20 protein-coding genes, 2 tRNA genes and 1 pseudogene are annotated in these 22,419 nt (G+C 71.3%); 14 read left to right on the top strand and 9 right to left on the bottom strand.

Features of this window, described 5'->3' with window-relative positions; genetic code table 11:
- The first annotated feature begins 76 nt into the window (after positions 1-76).
- Positions 77-550, top strand: a complete 474-nt coding sequence (locus ACZ7CF_RS38095; RefSeq protein ID WP_360400947.1) for a MarR family winged helix-turn-helix transcriptional regulator — start codon at positions 77-79, stop codon at positions 548-550.
- Between the two features lie 5 nt (positions 551-555).
- Here ACZ7CF_RS38095 and ACZ7CF_RS38090 read toward each other — a convergent pair whose 3' ends face one another.
- Positions 556-1,743, bottom strand: coding sequence for an NAD(P)/FAD-dependent oxidoreductase (locus ACZ7CF_RS38090; RefSeq protein ID WP_470372105.1), 1,188 nt, complete (start codon positions 1,741-1,743; stop codon positions 556-558).
- Positions 1,744-1,921: 178 nt separating this feature from the next.
- On the opposite strand from ACZ7CF_RS38090, the gene ACZ7CF_RS38085 reads away from it, so the two are divergent.
- From ACZ7CF_RS38085 to ACZ7CF_RS38075, 3 genes are all read left to right on the top strand, one after another.
- Positions 1,922-2,122, top strand: coding sequence for a hypothetical protein (locus ACZ7CF_RS38085; RefSeq protein WP_360400956.1), 201 nt, complete (start codon positions 1,922-1,924; stop codon positions 2,120-2,122).
- Between the two features lie 73 nt (positions 2,123-2,195).
- On the top strand, positions 2,196-3,695 hold the full coding sequence (locus ACZ7CF_RS38080) for an AMP-binding protein (RefSeq protein ID WP_470372104.1): 1,500 nt from the start codon (positions 2,196-2,198) through the stop codon (positions 3,693-3,695).
- Positions 3,696-3,728: 33 nt separating this feature from the next.
- Positions 3,729-5,039 carry a LuxR C-terminal-related transcriptional regulator gene (locus tag ACZ7CF_RS38075; RefSeq protein WP_360400962.1) on the top strand — a complete coding sequence of 437 codons (1,311 nt, stop codon included), beginning with the start codon at positions 3,729-3,731 and terminating at the stop codon, positions 5,037-5,039.
- Positions 5,040-5,264: 225 nt separating this feature from the next.
- Here ACZ7CF_RS38075 and ACZ7CF_RS38070 read toward each other — a convergent pair whose 3' ends face one another.
- Positions 5,265-6,503, bottom strand: a complete 1,239-nt coding sequence (locus ACZ7CF_RS38070) for a helix-turn-helix domain-containing protein (protein ID WP_360400965.1) — start codon at positions 6,501-6,503, stop codon at positions 5,265-5,267.
- Between the two features lie 30 nt (positions 6,504-6,533).
- On the opposite strand from ACZ7CF_RS38070, the gene ACZ7CF_RS38065 reads away from it, so the two are divergent.
- The 3 genes from ACZ7CF_RS38065 (at position 6,534) to ACZ7CF_RS38055 (ending at position 8,784) form a co-directional block, all read left to right on the top strand.
- On the top strand, positions 6,534-6,665 hold the full coding sequence (locus ACZ7CF_RS38065; RefSeq protein WP_360400968.1) for a hypothetical protein: 132 nt from the start codon (positions 6,534-6,536) through the stop codon (positions 6,663-6,665).
- 125 nt (positions 6,666-6,790) lie between these two features.
- Positions 6,791-7,273, top strand: coding sequence for a PH domain-containing protein (locus ACZ7CF_RS38060; protein ID WP_458434469.1), 483 nt, complete (start codon positions 6,791-6,793; stop codon positions 7,271-7,273).
- The gene (locus ACZ7CF_RS38055; protein ID WP_360400971.1) at positions 7,270-8,784 is read left to right on the top strand and encodes a PH domain-containing protein; all 1,515 of its coding nucleotides are present in this window, start codon (positions 7,270-7,272) and stop codon (positions 8,782-8,784) included. The genes ACZ7CF_RS38060 and ACZ7CF_RS38055 overlap by 4 nt, the downstream gene beginning before the upstream one ends.
- A gap of 10 nt (positions 8,785-8,794) precedes the next feature.
- On the opposite strand, the gene ACZ7CF_RS38050 is transcribed toward ACZ7CF_RS38055, so the two are convergent.
- Complete coding sequence (locus tag ACZ7CF_RS38050; protein ID WP_470372103.1) at positions 8,795-9,730, bottom strand: GlxA family transcriptional regulator; 936 nt, start codon at positions 9,728-9,730, stop codon at positions 8,795-8,797.
- A 71-nt stretch (positions 9,731-9,801) separates the two neighbouring features.
- Between ACZ7CF_RS38050 and ACZ7CF_RS38045 the strand changes: the two genes are divergently transcribed.
- Complete coding sequence (locus ACZ7CF_RS38045) at positions 9,802-11,067, top strand: MFS transporter (RefSeq protein WP_360400977.1); 1,266 nt, start codon at positions 9,802-9,804, stop codon at positions 11,065-11,067.
- On the opposite strand, the gene ACZ7CF_RS38040 is transcribed toward ACZ7CF_RS38045, so the two are convergent.
- Positions 10,999-12,540 carry a helicase HerA-like domain-containing protein gene (locus ACZ7CF_RS38040; protein WP_470372102.1) on the bottom strand — a complete coding sequence of 514 codons (1,542 nt, stop codon included), beginning with the start codon at positions 12,538-12,540 and terminating at the stop codon, positions 10,999-11,001. The two genes, ACZ7CF_RS38045 and ACZ7CF_RS38040, sit on opposite strands and share 69 nt — an antisense overlap.
- A 72-nt stretch (positions 12,541-12,612) precedes the next feature.
- Here ACZ7CF_RS38040 and orn point away from each other — a divergent pair, with 72 nt between their 5' ends.
- The 3 genes from orn to ACZ7CF_RS38025 all read left to right on the top strand — a co-directional run bounded on the left by orn (position 12,613) and on the right by ACZ7CF_RS38025 (position 15,108).
- On the top strand, positions 12,613-13,218 hold the full coding sequence (gene orn, locus ACZ7CF_RS38035; RefSeq protein ID WP_470372101.1) for an oligoribonuclease: 606 nt from the start codon (positions 12,613-12,615) through the stop codon (positions 13,216-13,218).
- 66 nt (positions 13,219-13,284) lie between these two features.
- Positions 13,285-13,357: transfer RNA gene (locus ACZ7CF_RS38030), tRNA-His, on the top strand.
- A gap of 125 nt (positions 13,358-13,482) precedes the next feature.
- Positions 13,483-15,108 carry an ABC-F family ATP-binding cassette domain-containing protein gene (locus ACZ7CF_RS38025; RefSeq protein WP_470372100.1) on the top strand — a complete coding sequence of 542 codons (1,626 nt, stop codon included), beginning with the start codon at positions 13,483-13,485 and terminating at the stop codon, positions 15,106-15,108.
- Positions 15,109-15,262: 154 nt separating this feature from the next.
- On the opposite strand, the gene ACZ7CF_RS38020 is transcribed toward ACZ7CF_RS38025, so the two are convergent.
- On the bottom strand, positions 15,263-16,393 hold the full coding sequence (locus ACZ7CF_RS38020; protein WP_458434043.1) for a L,D-transpeptidase: 1,131 nt from the start codon (positions 16,391-16,393) through the stop codon (positions 15,263-15,265).
- 285 nt (positions 16,394-16,678) lie between these two features.
- Between ACZ7CF_RS38020 and ACZ7CF_RS38015 the strand changes: the two genes are divergently transcribed.
- A tRNA-Lys gene (locus tag ACZ7CF_RS38015) sits at positions 16,679-16,752 on the top strand.
- A 100-nt stretch (positions 16,753-16,852) separates the two neighbouring features.
- On the opposite strand, the gene ACZ7CF_RS38010 is transcribed toward ACZ7CF_RS38015, so the two are convergent.
- Positions 16,853-18,451 (bottom strand): glycoside hydrolase family 64 protein, encoded by a 1,599-nt coding sequence (locus ACZ7CF_RS38010; protein ID WP_470372099.1) that lies wholly within the window; start codon positions 18,449-18,451, stop codon positions 16,853-16,855.
- A gap of 224 nt (positions 18,452-18,675) precedes the next feature.
- On the opposite strand from ACZ7CF_RS38010, the gene ACZ7CF_RS38005 reads away from it, so the two are divergent.
- Complete coding sequence (locus ACZ7CF_RS38005; RefSeq protein ID WP_470372098.1) at positions 18,676-19,422, top strand: class I SAM-dependent methyltransferase; 747 nt, start codon at positions 18,676-18,678, stop codon at positions 19,420-19,422.
- A 13-nt stretch (positions 19,423-19,435) separates the two neighbouring features.
- On the opposite strand, the gene ACZ7CF_RS38000 is transcribed toward ACZ7CF_RS38005, so the two are convergent.
- Together ACZ7CF_RS38000 and ACZ7CF_RS37995 are read right to left on the bottom strand one after the other, a co-directional pair.
- Complete coding sequence (locus tag ACZ7CF_RS38000) at positions 19,436-20,134, bottom strand: GAF and ANTAR domain-containing protein (protein ID WP_360400999.1); 699 nt, start codon at positions 20,132-20,134, stop codon at positions 19,436-19,438.
- Positions 20,135-20,358: 224 nt separating this feature from the next.
- Positions 20,359-21,108: pseudogene (locus tag ACZ7CF_RS37995) on the bottom strand (ANTAR domain-containing protein); the annotation flags it as partial.
- 262 nt (positions 21,109-21,370) lie between these two features.
- Between ACZ7CF_RS37995 and ACZ7CF_RS37990 the strand changes: the two are divergent.
- Positions 21,371-22,156 carry an ANTAR domain-containing protein gene (locus tag ACZ7CF_RS37990; RefSeq protein WP_470372097.1) on the top strand — a complete coding sequence of 262 codons (786 nt, stop codon included), beginning with the start codon at positions 21,371-21,373 and terminating at the stop codon, positions 22,154-22,156.
- Between the two features lie 32 nt (positions 22,157-22,188).
- On the opposite strand, the gene ACZ7CF_RS37985 is transcribed toward ACZ7CF_RS37990, so the two are convergent.
- On the bottom strand, positions 22,189-22,419 hold a 231-nt coding region (locus ACZ7CF_RS37985), incomplete at its 5' end, for a fasciclin domain-containing protein (protein ID WP_470372096.1).

Genomic DNA, 22,419 nt, shown 5'->3' with positions numbered 1-22,419 from the left:
AACATACGAGTGAAGAACTTCCGAGTCAAGATGTTCCGAACTGAGAACATCTCCTCCGGGAGGTAGGATGGGTCACATGCAGGAGCAGCCGGAACTCATCGCCGCGTGCGCGGAGAAGTGGGACTTCAACTGGCTGCTGCACCGCGCCGCCCAACGCGTCGGCGCCGCGTTCGCCGAGGAGATCCAGCGGTTCGGCATCTCCCTGCGCGGCCAGCTGATCCTCCAGGCGCTCGCCACCGAGGAGGCCCAGCGCACGCAGCTCGCGCTCGGCGCCATGCTCGGCCTCGACAAGACGACGCTGACCAGCGAGCTCGACAAGCTGGAACGCGCCGAGCTGCTCGTGCGGGTACCCGACCCGTCCGACCGCAGGGTGCGCACGCCGGTGATCACCGACAAGGGCCGCGCGCTGCAGAAGGAGGCGGGCGACGCGCTCGCCGAGGTCGAACGCGCCTTCCACGCCCGCTTCTCCCCGCAGGAGATGGAGACCATCCGCAAGGCCCTGCAGGACCTGTCGCACGGCGAGGGTCCGACGCACGGCTCCTGCATCTAGCCGGACTAGGCCAGCGACCCCAGGTCGGCCTCCCGCAGCTGGGTCGGCGTCACCGTCGCCTGCGCGTCCACCAGGGCCTGCAGTGCCGTGCCGTGGTCCCAGACGTTGACGTTCATGGCCGCGCGCAAGCGGCCGTCGCGCAGCCAGAACGCGATGAACTGCCGCGACTCCAGCTCGCCGCGGACCACCAGCTCGTCGTCAGGGCCGGCCAGGCCGCGGTACTCCATGCCCAGGTCGTACTGGTCGGTGAAGAAGTACGGGGACTTCTGGTACGGCTCGTCGAGGCCCAGCAACGAGCCGGCGACGTGGGTGCCCTGGTCCTTCGCGTTCGCCCAGTGCTCGACGCGGACGCGGTGGCCGTACCGCGGGTGGTCGTGGGCCGCGATGTCGCCGGCCGCGAACACGTCGGGTGCCGAGGTGCGCAGGGTCGCGTCGACGGCGACGCCGCCGGCGGCCAGGTCCAGGCCGGCGGTCTCGGCGAGCTCCAGGCGGGGTGCGGCGCCCACGGCCAGGACGACGACGTCGGCCAGCAGCTCGTCGCCGTTCTCCAGCACCACGCCGGACGGGGAGAAGCGGGCGACGCCGGTGCCCAGGCGGAACTCCACGCCGTGCGACTCGTGCAGGTGGCGGAACATCGCGCCCACCTCCGGTCCGAGCACGCGCACCAGCGGTTCGGCCAGCGGGTCCACGACGGTGACGCGGCAGCCGTGGCCGCGGGCGGCGGCGGCCACCTCGCAGCCGATCCAGCCCGCGCCGATCACCAGGACGTGCCGGTCCTCGCGCAACGCCGAGCGCAGGGCGTGGGAGTCGTCCAGCGTCCTGAGCACATGTCCTTGTGCGCCAGGAAGAACGCGTGGGCGGGAGCCGGTGGCGAGCAGCAGCCGGTCGTAGGTGCGGACGGCGCCGTTCGAGTCGACGAGCGCGTGGTCGCCGGGGCGCAGCTCCAGCGCGGAGACGCCGAGCTGGAGGTCGATCTCGTTGTCGGAGTAGAAGCTCGTCTCGTGCACCCAGGCCGGTTCGGCCGCCTTGCCCAGCAGCACGTCCTTGGACAGCGCGGGCAGTTCGTACGGGCGGTGCAGCTCGGTGCCGAGCACGGTGATCCGCCCGCCGAAGCCGCGGTCTCGGAGCGCGCCCGCTGCCGTGGCACCGGCCAGACCGGACCCGACGATCACGATGCGTTGCGGTTCCGCCATCTTTCACCCCTTCAGGTGACGTGCTCTCGTCTCACGTGCGACGCTATCCGCAGCTCGGCGCGGTCGCGCGGCGGAGAAAGCGAAAATCTCCGTCATGACCCTGGGTCACGTGCGTCTCAGTGATGCGAGCGCCCGGGGCCGTCCGGGCCGGCGCCGGACGAGCTGGAGGAGCACACCCGTGGGAGCCAATGAGGAGTGGCAGGTGAGCTGCCGCGACATCGCTTCGCGCCGACGGGACATGACGGTGTTCGTCAGCCAGGGGCACATCGTGATCAACGTGCCGCCGGGCGAAGCCGCCGTGTTGACACCGCTGGAGGTCGGCCGGCTGCGGGCCGCCCTGCGCGAGGCGGTCGTGGCCGCCTCGAACACCGAGGCCTGAACCGGATCAGCACCTTGTGATCGCGATCACACCGTTACCTACTCGCAAGTAGGTAAGTGGCAGAGTGGGGCGCATGCTGACCCGCGTGCTGCTGACCCTGGTCAAGGCCGGAGTGATCCGCCCGCTGGGCCCGCGCGGGCTCGCCGCCACGGCGACCGGGTTCCTCCACTGGAACATCACGCTCGCGTGGGGGTACCAGACCGGCGCCGGGCGCCACCCGGACCGCGCGGCGATCATCGACGACGACGGCGTGCTCACCTACGCCGAGGTCCACGAGCGCACCACCCGGCTCGCGCACGCCTTCCGCCAGAGGGAACGCATCGGGCTGTTGTGCCGCAACCACCGCGGCTTCATCGAGACGCTCACCGCCTGCACGAAGATCGGCGCCGACGCCGTGCTGCTCAACACCGGCCTGAGCCGCGGTCAGCTCGCCCAGGTCGCGCAGGACCAGCGGATCGACCGGTTCGTCGCCGACCGCGAGTTCGCCGACGTGCTGCCGGACCGCCCCACGATCTTCACCGACGAGCTGGAGTCGTTGGCCCGCACCGGTTCCGACGCACCGCTGCCCCGCCGTCCCCCGCGCGGACGCCTGATCATCCTCACCTCCGGCACCACCGGCAGCCCCAAGGGCGCGCGCCGCCCGGAGCCCGCGAGCCTCGCCCCGGCCGCCGCCCTGCTGTCGCGGATACCGCTGCGGCACGGTGACGTCATCTCCATCACCTCGCCGCTGTTCCACGCCTGGGGCCTCGCCGCGTTCCAGCTCGGGCTCGTGCTCGGCGCCACCCTCGTGCTGCGCCGCCGGTTCGACCCCGAGCAGGCGTTGCGCGACGCCGAGCGGTGCACCGCCATGTTCGTCGTTCCCGTTATGCTGCAACGGATGCTGGAGACACCGCACCGGCCGAAGCTGCGGGTCATCGCCTCCAGCGGCTCCTCGTTGCCGCCCAGGGTCGCCACCCGCACCCTGGAGGAGTTCGGACCTGTCCTCTACAACCTCTACGGGTCGACGGAGGTGAGCTGGGCGAGCATCGCGACACCGCAGGAGATGCTGCGCGACCCCGGAACCGCGGGTCAGCCGCCGCTGGGCACCCGACTGGCCATTGTGGACGAGCACGGCGCACCGGTGGCCCCCGGCGAGACCGGCCGGATCTTCGTCGGCAACGAGATGCTGTTCGACGGCTACACCAACGGCACCAGCAAGGAGTCGCTGAACGGCCTGATGTCCACCGGTGACCTCGGGTACCTGCGGGACGGCCTGCTGTTCGTGGCCGGCCGCGACGACGAGATGATCGTCTCCGGCGGCGAGAACGTCTACCCGCGCGAGGTCGAGGACCTGCTCTCCCAGCTCGACGGCGTCACCGAGGTCGCCGTGCTCGGTGTGGCGGACGAGGACTTCGGCCAGCGCCTCGTGGCGTACGTGGTGGGCGACGAAACCCTGACGGCCGACCGGGTGCGCGACCACGTGCGCGCGAACCTGGCGCGGTTCTCCGTGCCCCGCGAGGTCTTCTTCGTCGACGAGCTGCCCCGCAACGCGGCGGGCAAAGTGGTGAAACGGCAGCTGCGGGGAACGGGCTAGAGTCTGCCCCCGGAGTGAGGGGGCTAGAGGTCCATGACGGTTCCCGGCCGGACGGCTGACCCGCGGTCCACCGCGGTGCACAACCTGCGCGAGGCCCGCATCGCACTGGACGAGGGCAGGCCCGGCGAAGCTCTGGAGTTCGCGGAGAAGGCCGTCGCCGCGTTCTCCTGGCTGGACGACGTCGAGGGCGTCGCGGAGGGCGTGCTCGCCCAGTCGGTGGCACTGGGCAAGCGCGGTCTGTGGCCCAGCGCGCTCGACACCATCGACCGGGTGCAGGAGATCGCGGCGGCGAACCGCCACATCGGACTGCAGGCGCGGTGCAGCTTCTCCCGCGCGGTGGTGGAACTCCGCCTCGACTCGCGGGAACGCAGCTTCACCTCGTTCGCCCGCGCGCTCGGGCTGGCCGAGCTCACCGGCGACAGCGAGCTGATCGGCTCGGTGCTGTTCGAGCAGGCGCGGGTGATGCGCATGCAGTACCACGAGCACTGCATGATCCGCACCGAGGAGAGCCGCTGCAGCCTCGACGGCGAACCGTGCGTGCGCAAGCTCCGGCGCGCGGAGGCGTTGTGCGCGCAGGTGCGCGACCGGTGGAAGCAGGTCGGCGACCCGGTGCGGATGGCCGTGGTCAACGTCCTGCTGACACACGTGCGCATCGATCTGGGCGAACTTGACCGCGCGCACCGCAGCTGGCAGCGCGCTGACCAGTTGCTTGCCGGAAGGAACCGGCCGGTGGCGCGTGCGGAGGCGCTGATGGCGCGGGCGCGGCTGAGCGGGGCGCGCGGCCGCTACCCCGAGCAGATCACCCAGCTGACGCAGGCAGCCGAGCTGGCCATGAGCTGCCTCGCGCGCGAGGTCGCGGTGCACGCCCACCAGCAGCTGAGCGAGGCCTACGAACGGGCCGGCGACTTCGAACGGGCGTTGCGGCACGCGCGGGTGCAGCTGGAGCAGTACCGGTTGTGGGAGCTGCAGGAGGGCAGGGACCTGCTGCGGATGCGCGAGCACGACCCGTCCTCGCGGCTGGTGGAACAGTTGGCGCACAGGCGTTTCGAGCCCAAGCGCGAGGACGCGGTGGTGCGCGTGCCGCAGACCGGCGAGCTGCGCGAGACCGGTACCGCCGAGCACACGAACACCCGGATCGCACGGGCGTTGCGGGCCGGGCTGACCAAGCGCGGCATCGAGGTGCTGCGGCTCGTGGCGGCGGGCGCGAGCACCACGATGATCGCCGACGCGCTCGGCCTGTCGCCGAAAACGGTGCAGAACCACCTCCAGCGGATCTACTCGACGCTCGACGTCAACGGGCGCTCCGGCGCCGTCGTGTGGTGGATGAGCCTGACCGACTCGTAGTCATGCGTTGTCAACCGGTTGACAACTGCCCCGACCGGCCTGCTCATCGTTCGACCGTTCGGCCGCTTGCCGCTGACGGGGTGGTGCCGGAATCCGGGTGATTTACCCATGTCGTCACGGTTGAATTGGGTGATGTGACGGGTATCTGGTCTGTGTCATGCTCCGTTAACAAGGTGTCCCGATCACGAGCGAGGGGCGGTCATGACCGGGCAATGCGGCCCGCGCTCAGTGCTTGCGCAAAGCGATGCGCGCCACGTCGCGCCAGAGGAGCGGATCGACGCCCTCGGGGTTGATGTGCTCCAGCAGCGCGGCCAGCGCCGTGCGCGCGGCACCGCCGCCGTCCGGGTCGACCTCGTCCGCGGCCCGCACGAGCAGCAGGTGGCACCGCAGCTGGTGCTCGGCTTCGAGCGCACCGGTCGCCAGCGCCTGCTCCGCGAGGTCCCGCGCGCGGTCGACCTCCCCGTCGCGCAACGCCAGCTCGGCGCGCACCGCGCGGGCGTGGGCGAGCAGCCCGTCCGGGCGGCGCAGCGCGGCGGCGGCCCTCTCCACCTCGTCCAGCAGCGCGACGACCTCGTCGAGGTTCGCACCCGGTGCCCGCAGCGCGAGGGCGGCACCGGCGAGCCGGACCCGGCAGCGGAACTCGGGGTCGCCGTCGTGGCCGGCGAGCAGCGCCAGCGCCTCGCGCATGCAGTGCGCGGCCTCGGTGCGGTCGCCGAGCCGGTCGGCCACCCTGGCGCGCACCCACCACGTGGAGATCGCCAGCCGGTCGCGGCCGAGCTCGGGCAGCCGCACGGACAGCTGCTCCACGACCTGTTCGGCGTCGGCGAGCCGGCCCGCAGCGGTGAGCTCGGCGCACAGCGCGATCAGGGCGCGGGTGCCGACCCGGCGCACCCGGTCGCCGTCACCGCCGGCGAGCTCGACGGCCTCGGTCGCGGCCCGCACGGACTCGGCGGACCGGCCAAGGCGCCGCAACGCCGCGGCGCGCAGGACCTCCACCAGCGCGTCCACCGCGGGGCCGGGAGACCACGACCGGCGCAGCTCCGCCGCCGCCAGCAGCAGCCCCTCGTCGTCGTGCTGCCTGGCCAGCACCACGAGCCTGGTCCAGCGCGCGCTCCAGCCGAACATCTGCTCGTCCGCCCGCTTCCCCAGCGCCTCCAACAGGTCGGCGGCGGTCACCAGGTCGCCGTCGTGGTAGGCGAACAGGGCCTCGCACCACGCCAGCGCCTCGTCCTGCACGGCGGTGCGGTCCTCGTCGACCACCAGCTCGGTGGGGTCGACGCCCAGCACCTCGGCGAGCCTGCGCACGACGGCGGGCGACGGCACGCGTTCGCCGGACTCCAGTCTCGACACGTAGCTCATGGAGACGCCGGGGCAGGCGAGGTCCTTTTGCGACAAACCGCGTTGCAGCCGAACCGCCCGCAACCGCGCGCCGAACCTCGTCAAAGACTTCCTGCCCTCATCCACGGTCGCCACCAATCGGAACGGAGCACCTCAATGAAGTTGCACAGTATCGCTCGGACCATCGCCGCCGTGATCCTCGGTTTGGGCGCGGTAGCGGCGATCTCCGCGACGGCGTCGGCCGACCCGGCCGAGCTGTTCACGCCGCCGTACAGCATCGCGCACTGATCACCCCGGCCGGTGCCGGTGCGGTCCCGCCTCCCTCGCAAGCGCGACCGCACCGGCACCGGCACACCAATTGACACACCTGGCCACACGGGTGCGCACCGGTGAGGCACAGTTGTGGGGTGACTCTGCAACTGCGCGCGCCACGTCACCAGGTCAGCCCGAGGTCGGTCCTGCTGTGGACGATGCAGGCCGCCGTGTTCTGGCTGGTGCTCTTCATCCCGCAGCTCGTCGTGTTCCTGCTGGTGCCCCAGCCGCCCACGTGGGAGCTGGTGCTGCTGGTGGCCACCGGTGTCGTCGGGCTCGTGCACACGGCGGTCGAACCGAGCTGGCGCTACCGCGTGCACCGCTGGGAGACGACCTCCGACGCGGTCTACACGTTGTCGGGCTGGCTGAACCAGGAGTGGCGGGTCGCCCCGGTCTCGCGCATCCAGACCGTCGACACCAAGCGCGGTCCGTTCCAGCAACTGCTCGGCCTGGCCACGGTCACCGTCACGACCGCGTCGGCGGCGGGACCGGTGGAGATCGAGGGCTTGGACCACGAGACCGCGCGCAGGCTCGTGGAGGAGCTCACCACCACGACCCAGGCCACGCCGGGTGATGCCACGTGACGACACCCGCGAACCTGCCAGCGGGGCTGCCCGCCGCACCCGAGCTCGCGGAACCGTTGTCGCAGTGGCACCGGTTGCACGTGCGGATGCTCATCGTGCGCCCGCTCAACGAGGGCATGGCGATGCTGGTGCCGATCCTGGTGCTGCTCTTCACCGGTGACGGCGAGAAGTGGCGGCTCATCGCGAGCGGCGCCACGGTCACGATGATCCTCGCGTTCAGCTTCCTGCTGTGGCGCACCACGAAGTACCGCATCACCGACGACCAGGTGGAGCTGCACACCGGTCTGCTGACCCGCAAGCAGCTCTCGGTGCCGCGCGATCGCATCAGGACGGTCGACCTCACCTCGAAGCCCGGCCACCGCGTGTTCGGGTTGTCCGCTGTGCGGATCGGCACCGGGCAGCAGGACACCCCCGGCACCGACGGCCTCACGCTCGACGCGGTGACGTCCGAGGAGGCCGAGCGGCTGCGGGTGCTGTTGCTGCGCAAGGCGGTCGCCCAGCCGCGGTCGGCCGAGGACGGCGCGGCACCGGCTGACCCCGCGCCGTCCGAGGTGATCTCGCAGCTCGACCCGCGGTGGCTGCGGTTCGCGCCGCTGTCGCTGTCGGGCCTGGTCGCGATCGGCGCGGTGTTCGGCGTGCTGTCGAACTACGCCGACGACCTCGGTCTCGACGTGGTGCACGACCTGTGGGGCTGGCTGTTCGAGCACCCGAGCTTCCAGCTCTTCGGCGGGTTCGCCATCGCGCTGGTCGTCCTGGGGCTCGTGCTGTCCGTGCCGCTGTACGTCCTGCAGTTCTGGAACTACCGGCTGACCCGCGAACCGGACAGGACCCTGCGCGTGCAACGGGGGCTGCTCACCACCCGCTCGGTGTCGGTGGAGGAGCAGCGGCTGCGCGGCGTCGACGTCCAGGAACCGCTGCTGGTGCGCGCCGGCAAGGGCGCGAAGGCCGTCGCGGTGACAACGGGTCTGGGCTCGAAGGGCGAGAGCAGCCTGCTGCTGCCGCCCGCGCCGATCGCGGTGGCCCACCAGGTGGCGCGCGACGTGCTGCGGGTCGAGGACGACCCGACGACCAGGGCGTTGCGCGGACACCCGTTCGCCGCGTTGCGCCGCAGCCTGGTCCGCCACGTCGTGCCGTGGGTGGTGATCGCGGCGGGGCTGGCGGTCTGGGCGCCGTCGTGGGCGTGGCCGATCCCGCTGGTGGTCCTGCCGTTCTCCGCGCTGGTCGGCTGGGACAACTACCGCTCGCTCGGCCACGCGCTGGACCCGCGCTACCTGGTGACCCGCAACGGTTCCCTGGTCCGCAGCACGGTCGCGCTGCAACGCACCGGCATCATCGGCTGGCGCATCCAGCGGTCGTTCTTCCAGCGCCGCAGCGGTCTGCTGACCGTCGGCGCCACGACGGCGGCCGGGGCGGGCATCTACCGCGTGACCGACGTCGGCGAGTCCGACGGGCTGGCGCTCGCCGACGAGGCGGTGCCGGACCTGTTGCGCCCGTTCCTGGTCGAGGGCTGACCGCCCGGCGTCAGGCCGTGCGGAACGTCTGCCGGTAGGCGCTCGGCGACACCCCGATCGACGCCACCAGCTGCTGCCGCAACGCCGCTCCCGTGCCGAACCCGGCGTGGTTCGCGACCTGGTCGACCGGCAGGTCCGTGGACTCCAGCAGGTGCCGCGCGCGGTCGAGGCGCTGCTGGGTCAGCCACTGGCCGGGCGACATGCCGGTCTCGGCGCGGAACCGGCGGGTGAACGTGCGCACGCTCATCCGCACCTGCGCGGCCATCGCGGCGAGGTCGAGCGGTTCTTGGAGTCGCTCCAAGGCCCACTCGCGAGCGAGCGCCGTGGAGGTGTCCGGGTAGCTCGGCACCGGGCGGTCGACGAACTGGGACTGGCCGCCCTGCCGCCACGCGGGGACGACGCAGTAGCGGGCGACCCAGTTCGCCACCTCGCTGCCGTGGTCGGACCGGATGACGTGCAGGCACAGGTCGATGCCCGCGGCGACACCGGCCGAGGTGAGCACGTCTCCGTCGTCGATGAACAGCACGTCCGGGTTGAGCCGCACCTCCGGGTAGAGCGCGCGGAACTCCTCGGTGGTGCGCCAGTGCGTGGTCGCCGGCCGTCCGTCCAGCAGCCCGGCGGCGGCCAGCACGAACGCGCCGGTGCAGATCGACATGATCCGCCGGGCGTTCGTCGTCGTGAGCGCCTCCCGCACCGCCGGTTCGAGCCACCCCTCCCGTGCGGGCCGGTAGTGCGTGCCGGGGACGAGCACCGTGTCCGCGTCCCGCAGCACCTCCAAGCCGTGCTCGGGCGCGATCGTGAAGCCGCCGCTGGTGGGGATCGGGCGGCGGTCCGGCGAGCAGACGACCACCTCGTAGCGGTCGGCGAGCCGGGCGAACATGTGCGTCGAGCTGCCGATGTCGAACGCCACCGACTGTTCGAGCGCGAGGACGGCGATCCGGTGCATGGCCCGATTCTTTCACATGTTGGCCATCGGGCCACTGGTCGCCAGGTCGGTCATCACCGAACCTTGTCGGCGTGAGACTGCATTGGGCCTGGGTTGTCGCAGGTGTGTCGTTCATCGCCCTGGTGGGTGCCGCGTCGTTCCGCGCGGCGCCGGGTGCGTTGATCGAGCCGTTGCAGAGCGAGTTCGGCTGGTCGACCGGCACGATCTCGCTCGCGATCTCGATCAACCTGTTGCTGTACGGGCTGACCGCGCCGTTCGCCGCCGCCCTGATGGACAGGTTCGGCGTGCGGATCGTGGTCACCTACGCGCTGACGATGGTCGCCATCGGCAGCGGACTGACCGTGTTCATGACCGAGTCGTGGCAGCTCGTGCTGCTCTGGGGCGTGGTGGTCGGGCTCGGCACCGGCTCCATGGCGCTGGCGTTCGTCGCCACCATCACCGGACGCTGGTTCGTGCGGCACCGCGGCCTGGTCACGGGCGTGCTGACCGCGGGTGGCGCGGCCGGGCAGCTGGTGTTCCTGCCGACCGTGGCGTGGCTGTCCGAGAGCTACGGCTGGCGGCCGGCGTCCCTGGTGATCTGCATCGCGGCGCTCGCCGTGGTGCCGCTGGCGGCGTTCTTCCTGCGCGAGTACCCGCGTGACGTCGGGCTGCTGCCGCTGGGCGCGACCGAGGACACCCCGCCGCCGCCCGGTGGTGGCGCGGCACGGCGGGCGATCGGCGGGTTGCTCTCGGCCGCCAGGACCCGGCCGTTCTGGTTGCTGGCCGGCGGTTTCGCGATCTGCGGCGCCTCGACGAACGGCCTGGTGGGCACGCACTTCATCCCTGCCGCGCACGACCACGGCATGCCCACGACGACCGCGGCCGGGCTGCTGGCGCTGGTGGGCGTGTTCGACGTCGTGGGCACGATCGCGTCCGGCTGGCTGACCGACAAGGTCGACTCGCGGATGCTGCTGGCGGCCTACTACGCGCTGCGCGGGCTGTCGCTGATGCTGCTGCCGCAGCTGTTCGGCGAGTCGGCGCACCCGTCGATGCTGGTGTTCATCATCTTCTACGGCCTGGACTGGGTCGCGACCGTGCCGCCCACGGTGGCGTTGTGCCGCCAGTACTTCGGCGTGTCCGGTCCTGTCGTGTTCGGCTGGGTGTTCGCCTCGCACCAGGTCGGCGCGGCGATCGCGGCGTCCGCTGCCGGACTCACCCGCGACCACCTGGGCAGCTACGACCTGGCCTGGTACGTCGCGGGCGCGCTCTGCACCGGTGCCGCGGTGCTCTCAGCGTCGCTTGCGCGAGGTGCCGAAGACGCCCCGCGTGATCTCGCGGGCCAGGGCGCTGCCCGCTGACCGCAGGAACGACTTCACGGCGCTGTTGCCGAGGACCTTCTCGACGAGCCCCGGTTCCTCCTCCTCCCGCCGCTGCGGAGGAGGAGGAGGAGGAGGAGGAGGAGGAGCTTCCGGGGCTCGTTCCTGGTGCGGTGGCGCGACTTTGGCCATCAGCTGCTCGTAGGCCGACTCGCGGTCCACGGTCTCGGCGTACTTGCCGTGCAGGTCGGACGCCTGGGCCTCCTGCCTGATCGCGTCGGTGCCGATGGTGTCCATCAACGACCGCGGGGCGCGCAGCCGGGTCCACGCGACCGGCGTCGGCGCGCCCTTCTCGCTGAGCACGGTGACGACCGCCTCGCCGATGCCGAGGGACGTGAGCGCCTTCTCCAGGTCGTAGTGCGGTGTCGTCGGGTACGTCTTCACCGTGCGCGCCAACGCCTTCTGGTCGTCCGGCGTGAACGCGCGCAGTGCGTGCTGGACGCGGGCGCCGAGCTGCGACAGCACCTCGTTGGGGACGTCGGTGGGCAGCTGGGTGCAGAAGAAGACGCCGATCCCCTTGGACCGGATGAGCTTCACGGTCTGGGTGATCCGGTCGAGGAACGCCTTCGAGGCGTTCGCGAACAGCAGGTGCGCCTCGTCGAAGACGAACACCAGCTTGGGCTTCTCGACGTCGCCCTCCTCCGGCAGCGTCTCGAACAGCTCCGCCAGCAGCCACATCAGGAACGTGGAGAACAGCACCGGGTTGCCCTGCAGCTCGGCCAGTTCGAGCAGGCTGACGACGCCCTTGCCGTCGCGTTCGCGCATCAGGTCGGCCGGATCGAGCTCCGGTTCGCCGAAGAACCGGTCGCCACCCTGCGCCTCCAGGTTGACCAGCGCCCGCAGGATCACGCCCGCCGTGGCGCTGGAGACGCCGCCGATGCCCTTGAGGTCGCCCTTGCCCTCGTCGCTGGTGAGGTGCTGGACGACGCTGCGCAGGTCCTTGGTGTCGAGCAGCGGCAGGCCCTTCGAGTCGGCCCAGTGGAAGATCAGGCCGAGCGTCGACTCCTGGGTGTCGTTCAGGCCGAGCACCTTCGACAGCAGGATCGGGCCGAAGCTCGTGACCGTCGCTCGCAGGGGCACGCCGATGCCGCCGGTGCCGATGGAGAGGAACTGGACCGGGCAGGCCTGCGGCTGCCAGTCGTCGCCGGTGTCCTGCGCGCGGGCGGTGGTGCGGTCGCTCACCTCCCCCTGCCGCGACAGACCGGACAAGTCGCCCTTCACGTCCGCCATGAGCACCGGAACACCGTGGGCGGAGAGCTGTTCCGCGAGCAGCTGGAGGGTCTTCGTCTTGCCCGTTCCCGTTGCGCCGGCGACAAGTCCGTGCCGGTTGACCATGGACAACGGGATGCGGACGTGGGCGGTCGGTTCCACCTGATCGCCGACCAGCACGGCACCGAGCTCGATGGCCGCGCCCTCGGAGGCGTATCCCGCAGCGATCTCAGCTTGAGCCGTCATGCACGGGGAGCGTAACCAGGTTGCTGCACGCCGCCACTCGAAGTTGACGCTCCGCGCAGTAATGTTCGGGGCGTGATGGATCGTCTGGTGTGGATCGACTGCGAGATGACCGGACTCGACCTGGGCAAGGACGCTCTGATCGAGATCGCGGCACTGGTCACGGACGCCGAGCTGAACGTGCTCGGCGACGGCGTGGACGTTGTGATCCACGCGGATGACGAAGTGCTGGCCTCGATGCCGGAAGTCGTCATGGAGATGCACGCCAGGTCGGGCCTGACCGAGGAGGTGCGCGCCTCCGCGGTGACGCTGGAGGAGGCAGAGGCGGCCGTGCTCGCCTACATCAAGGAGTGGGTGCCGGACCCCCGGACCGCTCCCCTGGCCGGCAACTCCATCGCCACCGACCGCGGGTTCATCGCCCGCGACATGCCGGCGCTGGACGCGCACCTGCACTACCGGATGGTCGACGTGTCGTCGATCAAGGAGCTGTGCCGGCGCTGGTACCCGCGGATCTACTACGCGCAGCCGGGCAAGGGCCTCGCGCACCGGGCGCTCGCCGACATCGTCGAGTCGATCCGGGAGCTCGCGTACTACCGGCGCACGGCGTTCGTGCCGCAGCCGGGACCGACGAGCGAACAGGCCCAGGCTGTGGCCGCTGACCTGCTGAAGAACGTCGACTAGACCCCTGATTTTTATCTCGGTGGATGCCGTTGCTATGCTTTCCTCGCCGGTCAACGACTGGCAATGGTGGGTGTAGCTCAGCCGGTAGAGCACTGGGTTGTGATCCCAGGTGTCGCGGGTTCAAGTCCCGTCACTCACCCGAGCAGCCGGGCTATATCTGCGGAAAGCGCAGATGTAGCCCGGCTTCGGTGTTTTCTGGGGGCCGAGCCCCCAGACCCCAGTCGGGGGCTCGGCCCCCGAACCCCCCAGCGTTGGAGTACCTGGTTGACCACGCTCGTCGCGAAGGACCTCGCCGCAGGTCACGGTGACCGCGTCCTGTTCTCCGGCCTCGACCTGGTGGTCGCGCCCGGCGACGTGATCGGGCTCGTGGGCGTCAACGGCGCCGGCAAGTCGACGCTGCTGAAGACCCTGGCCGGGCTGATCCCCGCCGAGTCGGGCCGCGTCTCGCTGAACCCGCCCTCGGCGAACGTCGGGCACCTGCCGCAGGAGCCGGACCGCCGCGAGGGCGAGACCGTGCGGGACTTCCTGGCCCGCCGCACCGGTGTCGCCGCGGCCCAGGCCGACCTGGACCGCGCCACGGAGGCGTTGACCGCGGGCGACGACGAGGGCTACTCGGACGCGCTGGACCGCTGGCTCGCCCTGGGCGGCGCGGACCTGGAGGAACGCTCGCTGGAGGTCGTGGCCGACATCGGCCTGACCGCGGGCCTGGACGCGCTGATGACGTCGCTCTCCGGCGGTCAGGCGGCACGGGCGGGCATGGCGTCGTTGCTGCTGAGCCGCTACGACGTGTTCCTGCTCGACGAGCCGACCAACGACCTGGACCTCGACGGCCTGGAGCGGCTGGAGAAGTTCGTCACGGGCCTGCGCGCCGCCACGGTCCTGGTCTCGCACGACCGCGAGTTCCTGGCCCGCACGGTGACCCGCGTGCTGGAGCTCGACCTGCACCAGAACCAGGTGCGCTTGTACGGCGGCGGCTACGAGTCGTACCTGGAGGAACGCGCGCGGTCGCGGCAGCACGCCCGTGACGACTACGAGGAGTTCGCCGACACGAAGTCCTCCCTGGAGGCCCGCGGCCGGATGCAGCGCGCGTGGATGGAGAAGGGCGTGAAGAACGCCCGGCGCAAGGCGGGCGACAACGACAAGAACGCCCGCAAGTTCCGCGCCGACGCCACCGAGAAGCAGGCCTCGAAGGCCCGCCAGACCGACCGGATGATCGAACGCCTGGAGGTCGTCGAGGAACCGCGCAAGGAGTGGGAGCTGCGGATGGAGATCGCCGCCGCACCCCGTTCCGGCGCGGTCGTGGCGTCGCTGCGGGCGGCGGTGGTCTCCCGCGGTTCGTTCACGCTGGGCCCGGTGGACCTCCAGGTCGACTGGGCGGACCGGGTGGCGATCACCGGCGCGAACGGCGCGGGCAAGTCGACGCTGCTGGCCGCGTTGCTGGGCCGGACCCCGCTGTCCTCCGGCCACGCGACGCTGGGCTCCGGTGTCGTGGTGGGCGAGGTGGACCAGGCGCGCGGGCTGTTCCTGGGCCCGCTGCCGCTCGTGGACGCGTTCCAGGAGGCCGTGCCGGACATGACGCCCGGCGACGTGCGGACGTTGCTGGCGAAGTTCGGCCTCAAGGCCGCGCACGTGCTGCGCCCGGCGGCGTCCCTGTCCCCCGGCGAACGGACGCGGGCGGCGCTCGCGCTGCTGCAGGGCCGCGGGGTGAACCTGCTGGTGCTCGACGAGCCGACGAACCACCTCGACCTGGCGGCGATCGAGCAGCTGGAGCAGGCGCTGGAGACCTACACCGGCACGTTGCTGCTCGTGACGCACGACCGGCGGATGCTGGAGGCGGTGCAGGTGAACCGCCGCGTCACCGTGGCCGACGGCCAGGTGACGGTCCACTGAGGACAAGCGGAAGGGGCCGCACCCGGCGTGGCGCGGCCCCTTTCCGATGCTCCAAGCCTGTTGCCAGAAGTCTTGCCCGCCCCTCCTCGTTGTTGCCCAGGCGAGCCAGGGGCGAGACTTCGGGGCGTCACAGGCACAACATCGGGCAACCTGCTCAGCGGTTGCCCTTCACCCAGGTCTCCCACGGCACCTGCCAGTCGCCGAACCCGTCCCACGACTCCAGCACCGGCCCGCCGGAGTTGCGGACGATCACGACGTCGCCCTGCTTGCTGTTGTCGAACACCCACTTGGCGTTCTCCGGCGAGAGGTTGAGGCAGCCGTGGCTCACGTTGCGGCGGCCCTGGTCGCCGACGGACCACGGGGCGCTGTGGAAGAAGATGCCGCTGTTGGACATCCGGTACGCCCAGTCGACCGGCGTCTTGTAGCCGCCGTTCTCCAGCGCGAGGCCGTACGTGGTCGAGTCCATGATCATGTGCGAGTGCTTCTCCATCAGCACGTACGTGCCGGTGGGGGTGGTGTTGGCGGCGTTGCCCATCGACGTCGGCATGGTGCGCACGACCTGGCCGTTGACCTTCGTCACGACCTGGTGGGTCTGCCCGTCGGCCTCGTGGATGACGGCGTCGCCGACGGTGGTTGTGATGACGCGGTCCTCCTGGCCGTAGATGCCGTCACCGACGTGCTTGCCGTAGACCTTGACGTGCATGGTGATCTTGGTGCCGGCCGCCCAGAACTCCCGCGGCCGCCAGTGCACTTCCTTCTTGTTGAACCAGTAGAAGGCGCCTTCCACCTTGGGCTCGGTGGTGACCTCCAGCATCTGCTCGGCCGCGACCCGGTCGGCCACCGGCTCGTCGAAGTAGAACGCGAGCGGCTGCCCCACGCCGATCGTGGTGCCGTCCACCGGGTTCGTGGACACGTAGGTGAGCGTGCGCGGCTTGACCGTGGTGAACGACGACGTCTTGGTCTGCGGCTTGCCGTCCGCACCCGTCGCCGTGGCGGTGAGCTTGTAGGTCTTCGCGTACCCGAGCGGCTCGATGTTGTTCCACTGCGTGCCCTCGGGGTTCAGCTTGCCCTCGACGACCTTGCCGTCGGGGTTCGTCAGCGTCACCTCGGTGAGCTTCCCGTCCGCCGCGGTGGCGATGACCGGCAGGCCGGGCGAGACGTCCACCGCGCCGTCGTTCAACGCCAGCGTCAGCGTGACGGGCTTGGGCGGAGGAGGAGCACTCGACGGGGTCTCGGCTGCACCCGAGCCCCCCGCGCTGCCACCCGAACACCCTGCGATCAGCATCACAGCGACCCCCGCTGCGACCACCCCGCGACCGCGCCTGCCCCACATCCCCATCGACGCACTTCCGATCTACTCGTCGCACTCCCGAGACTGCCCGCACGTGCTCGTATTGGCGTCCCCCGAACAGGTGACGCCAGCTCGTTCGGTGACGTTGCGCGAGTGGCCGGATCGTTACGTGCCCGATGCACCCGAAAACCACCCTTGACCAGCCGATTGGGAGCGTGCGACAGCCGTGTGCTAACGTTCTTCCCGTCGGAACGAGCACCACATCCGGCACACAAACAAGCGCCGCTAGCTCAGTTGGTTAGAGCAGCTGACTCTTAATCAGCGGGTCCGGGGTTCGAGTCCCTGGCGGCGTACTCCAGAGAAGCAGGTCACAAATTTGTGACCTGCTTCTCTGCATTTCCGGAGCTGTTCCCGATCTCCGTTTCCGCCCCGGTTGCGAAACCGCGTGCGATGTCAGCCGCGGTGCCACTTCTGGTTGGCGCCGCCGACGCAGTCCCACATGTGCAGAACGGCGTCGTTGTCCGGGTTCCACTCCGCGATGTCGACGCACTTGTTCGCCTGCGGGTTCACCAGGTCGCCCGCACCGGACAGCACGAACTGCTGGGCCGGGTTGCCGGAGCAGGTGGCGAGCTGCACGGCCGCGCCGTTGGCCGTCGAGCCCCACGCCACGTCCACGCACTTGTTGTTCTCGGTGCGCAGGGTGCCGCCGACCCACTCGAACCGCTGGTTCGTGCCGCCGGTGCAGTTCCACACGATGAGGCGCTGGCCGTCGGCGAAGTTCCAGTTCGGCACGTCGATGCACTTGCCGTGCCAGTCGCTCACGACGCTGCTGAAGCCGTTCGCGGGCGGAGGGGTGGAGCCGCCGCCGGTGAACGGGGTCAGGACGATGCCGGCCGAGCGCGGGTCGCCGTCGTGCACCAGCGACTCCTGCGCCTGCACGTCGTCGAACGCGAACCCGTACGCCTTGCCGTCCACCATGTTCTGGTGCACCAGCCGCGAGTAGTGGTTGGTGATCGTGCCCTGGTAGAAGTCCGCGGGGCCACCGCCGGGCTGCACGTCGATGCGGCCGAGCGTGCTGCGGTGCAGGGCGGCGCACAGGGTGCGGGCGATCGGGCCGACCACCTGGTCGTTGGGCGCGTGCAGGGCGCCGTCGCAGCCCCACACGTTCGAGGTCGTCGGCTTGCTGAACGACGCCACCTGCTGACCGGACGTGTTCGTGAAGTTCATGGTGGCGCCGGAGGTGCGACCGAAGTACTTCACGTCCGGGCGGTCGCCGAACGGCTGCACGGTCAGCGTCTTGCCCGCATAGGCGTTCCACGCCTGGGTGATGTACGGGTCGAGGTAGTTGCGGTCGAACTGGCCGACGTCGGCGGCCTTGCCCGGTGCGAGCACGCGCAGCACGGTTCCGTCCGAACGGGACATGACCGACCCGCCCCAGCCGGACTGGTTCCGGATGCCGTTGATGACGGCGTCGCGCCCGCCGGGCTTGAGCTCACCGGTCTTCTTCGTGGTGCCGCTCGCACCCGTGACGGTCACCGCGTGCGGCACCGCGAACATGTCCACCTGGGAGCTGTTCAGCCACAGGCCGGCGTCGTTGTAGGTGAACTCGCTCCAGTCGAACAGGATGCCGCTGTTCGGGTCGCCGGACGCCCACGGTGCCGGCTGCACCAGGCCGTCGGGGGTCAGGAAGAACTTGAGCTTCTCGCCGAACGACATGTAGACGCGGCCGGAGATGAACCGCGGCACCTTCAGCGTGGCGGTGCCGCCCTGGCCGGGACCGGCGATCGACACGTCCGGTGCGGGGGTGGGCGGGTTGCCGCCCGGCGACCACGGCGTGAAGGCGCCGGCCTGGTTGACGTGGCCGAGGCGGCCGCTGCGGATGTCGGTGCCCAGGACGTACAGGTGCACGGCCTCGGACCGGCCGCTGTTGTTGGTGACGGTGAGCGGCAGCAGGTCGGGGCCGATCGCCTGTGCGGGCGGGATCGCGACGGCGGTCGACACGGTCGCCGCCAGTGCGGCGAGCGCGCTCCACCACTTCGTTCGAGTGCGCATGGGACTCCTTGTGCAGGGGGTGCTCCGCCGGCAGGTCCCCGACCGGCTTCAGGGCGGCCGGGGTCCTCCGGTCCGACAACTGGTCCAGACCGGTTATGAGAGCGCTTCCATGGTTGTGCGCGGAGACGAACCCTGTCAATACCGGAAGCCGGACTCCGTGTGCCGGCAAGCCGTTCGTGAACGGCGATAGGCTGCCCGTCAGTCGATCGACCGGGGGGTTCGGCATGGCCGGGGCGGAGCTGTACGACGACATCGGCGCGGGGTACTCACTGGGCCGCCGCACCGACCCGCGCTGGGAGGCGGCCGTCCTCACCGCGCTCGGCGACGCGCGGACGGTCGTCGACGTGGGCGCGGGCACGGGGTCCTACGAACCCGCAGGGCGGACGGTGCTCGCGCTGGAGCCGTCCCTGGAGATGATCCGGCAACGACCGCACGGCGCCGCACCCGCCGTGCGCGCGGTCGCCGAGTCGCTGCCGTTGCGCGACAACGCCGCCGACGCCGCACTGGCCGTGCTCACCGTCCACCACTGGACCGACTGGCGGGCCGGACTGGCCGAGCTGCGCCGGGTGGCGCCGCGGCAGGTGGTGCTCGCCTACGAGCCGCGCCGGCACGTCGAGTTCTGGTTCGTCCGCGAGTACGTGCCCGAGATCGCCGCGCTGGAGCTGACCCGGCCCTCCGCGGCCGACGTCGCCGAGGAGCTGGGTGCCGACAGCGTCACGCCGCTGCCGGTGCCCTGGGACTTCACCGATGGCGTGTTCCCCGCGCACTGGCGCCGCCCGGCCGCCTATCTGGACCCGCGCGTGCGCCGTGCCTGCTCCGCGCTCGCGCAGACCGATCCCGCCGCCGTCGACCGCGGTGTCCGCCTCCTGCGGGAGGACCTGGCCAGCGGCCGGTGGCAGGAGGACCACCGCGATCTGCTGGCCCTCGACGAGTGGGACGCCGGTTTCCGCCTCGTCGTCGCGCACGACTGACCTCTGTGGACCGTCAGTCGGCCAGCCGGTTCAGCGGGATGCGCCGTGCCAGAACGTCTTTCGCCAACTCCCGCACCGACCGGCCGGTGGCGAAGGCGTGTGCGCGCAACCGCACCAACGCCTCTTCGAGGCTGACCCCCAGCTGCACGGCCAGCATGCCGGAGGCCATGTTCACCTCCTGGTACGCCAGGTCCACGCGCAGCCGTTCCTCGTCGCCCATGCGCTCGTGCTGTGCGAGCAGCGCGCGGGTCACGAGGTCGGCCAGCACCGCGGCATCGGCGGCGGCGTCCTCCGACAGGTCGCCCGCCCGCCTGCTGTACAGCGCGAGGGTGCCCAGCACGGCCGTGTCCGCCCGCAGCGGGAACACGAACACCGCCGCCAGCCCACCGGCCCTCGCCGCCGCGGTGAACGCGGGCCACCGGGCGGACTCGGCGGCCAGGTCACCGGCCAGCACCGGCTCGCCCGCGCCGATCGCGGCGGGCACGGGACCCTCGCCGAGCGTGAACTGCTCCTCCGCCAGGCCCGCCGCCCACGGGTCGCTCGCCCCGACCAGCTCCTCGGCCCGGTCGCTGCCGTGAAGGACCAGCGCCGCGCCGTCGACGCCCGGCAGCTGCGACGGCAGTGCCGCGCACAGCGACCGGCCCAGTGCGGCACCGGCCGCACCGCACTCGGCCACCAGCCGGCTGAGCCGGTGTCGGCGTCGCTCGTCCACCCGTCGTCCCGCCTGCCCTCCCGCGAGCGCGTCCCGGCCGCCGGTCAGCCCGCCGGACCGGGGCCGCCGGGCAGGTCTTCTCCGGGCTCGTCCCCGGCCGGCGGGGCGCCCACCGGCGGGGTTCCCCCTGGCAACTTCCCCGCTGGCTGGTCCCCCGCCGGCAGGGTCCCCTCCGGCTGATCTCCGTGTGGCAGGTCTCCCTCCGGCCGGTCTCCCCCTGACGGGTCCAGGCCGGGGTGCCCGCTCGCGACCATCTCGGCGATCGCGACGAGCTTCACGTTGAGCTGCTGCGAGGTGTGCCGCAGCTGGTCGAACGCCTCGTCGGCGGTGAGGCCGCGCCGGGCCATCAGGATGCCCTTGGCCTGCCCGATGACGTCACGGGAGTCGATCGCGCGGCGCAGGTGCTGGGCCTGCAGCTCGGCGGCACCGACCGCGCCGGTGTGCGCCAGCGCCAGCGAGGCGTGGGTGGCGAGCAGCAACGCCGCCGCCTGCGCCGTCTCGTCCAGGCCGGAGGACGTGCGCGTGTAGATGTTGAGCGCGCCGGACAACCGCGGCGGCCGGACGCCGGGCAGCAGCGCGGTGGCGAGCACGGCACCCATCCCCAGCTGCGCGGCGGCGGGGCCGAACCGGGGCCAGAACGGGGTGGTGGCCAGGCCGGTCGCGGTCACGACGGCGGGCCCGGACGGTTCCGCGACGTCGAGGCAGGGCCCCTCGTGCAGGTCGTACTGCAGCCGGTCCAGCTCCACCGCCACGGGATCGGTCTCGACCGGCGTGTGGAACCGTCCGTCGGGTGAGCGCAGCGTGACGCTGACGAGCTCCGCACCCGGCACGAACAGCACGGCGGCCCGCACGACCTGCTCCAGCACTTCTCCGGCGGTGGTGGCGTCGAGCAGCGAGCAGGTCAGCGTGGCGAACTGCTGGGCCAGCGGCCCCAGCGGTGCGCCGTGGTCGCGGGCCGGTGGGCGGTCGCGCAGGACCGCCTGGCGCGCGTCCGCGGCGAACCGGTCCCTGTCGCGGCGCCAGTCCGCCGCGCTGGGTGGCACGTACGGCACCTCCACCGCCCCCTTCTGCGACCGTGTGCACCTCCCACCTTGCCGTGTGCGGAACCCCGGCGCACTTCGCGTTCGAGATCACCGCGCCGGGTGTGCACGCCGGTCGGTGCCGGGTCGTAGGATTCCCCTTCCGAGCGTTGAGCATCCAGCGCCGAAGTCGCTCTCCCACGGAAGGCACCGCGGCATGGATGACAAGACGACGCTGTCCGACCTGCCCGCCGCGTCGTGGGCCGACAGCCACCGGTCGGACCCGGTGGAACGGCTCGACGAGGCGACCACCGCCCTCACCGCGTTGCAGGAGAACATCTCCGCGGAGGAACCGCTCGACCAGGTGCTGCAACGGCTCGCCGAGACGACGGCGACGGCGGTGCAGGACGCCGACGTCGTGACGGTCACCGTCGACCCGGAACGGCCGCGGACGGCGGCGGCCACGAACAAGGTGTTCATGGAGATCGACGAGGCGCAGTTCCACGCGGACCGCGGTCCCTGCCTGGAGGCGGCGCGGACGCTCAAGCCCGTGCGGGCCGTCGTGGGCGAGAACGCCCGCGTGTGGCCGGAGTTCGAGTCCTGCGCCAGCCGGCACGGCGTGCGGGCCTACCTGTCCGTGCCGTCGGTCCTGCCCGCCTCGGACCGCAGCGACGCGCGGCACGTGGGCTCGCTGAACATCTACAGCTACAGCACGGCGGCGTTCGACCCTTTCGACGAGGGCCTGATGCGGCTCTTCTCGACGGCGGCCAGCGCGTCGATCGGCAACTCCCACCAGTGGCAGCGCTCGCGTGAGCACGTCAAGCACCTGGAGGCGGCGCTGGTCTCGCGCGCGGTCATCGACCAGGCCAAGGGCGTGCTCATGGCGGTGCACGCGTGCACGGCGGACGACGCGTTCGCGATGCTGGTGCAGCAGTCCCAGCGGGAGAACAGGAAGCTGCGCGACGTCGCCGAGGCGCTGCTCAGGAACGTCACGGGTTCCTGAGCAGCGCCTCTGGTGAGCTCAACCGACGAGGGTCAGGCCGGCATCAGGACCGTGTCGATGAGGTAGACGGTCGCGTTCGCGGTCTTCACGCCACCGCAGATCACGTTGGCGTCGTTGACCTTCAGCGCGTTGCCGGAGCCGCTGACCTTGACGGTGCCGGTCTGCACGGTCTTCTGGTCGCCGGCGATCTTGTCGGGCGCGATCTGGCCGGGCACCACGTGGTAGGTCAGGATCTTGGTCAGCAGGGCGTCGTCGGTCTTGAG

This window comes from Lentzea sp. NPDC036955, assembly GCF_055608005.1.
The sequence above is the reverse complement of the archived record's forward strand: the minus strand, read 5'-3'. Positions and strand labels throughout refer to the sequence as shown.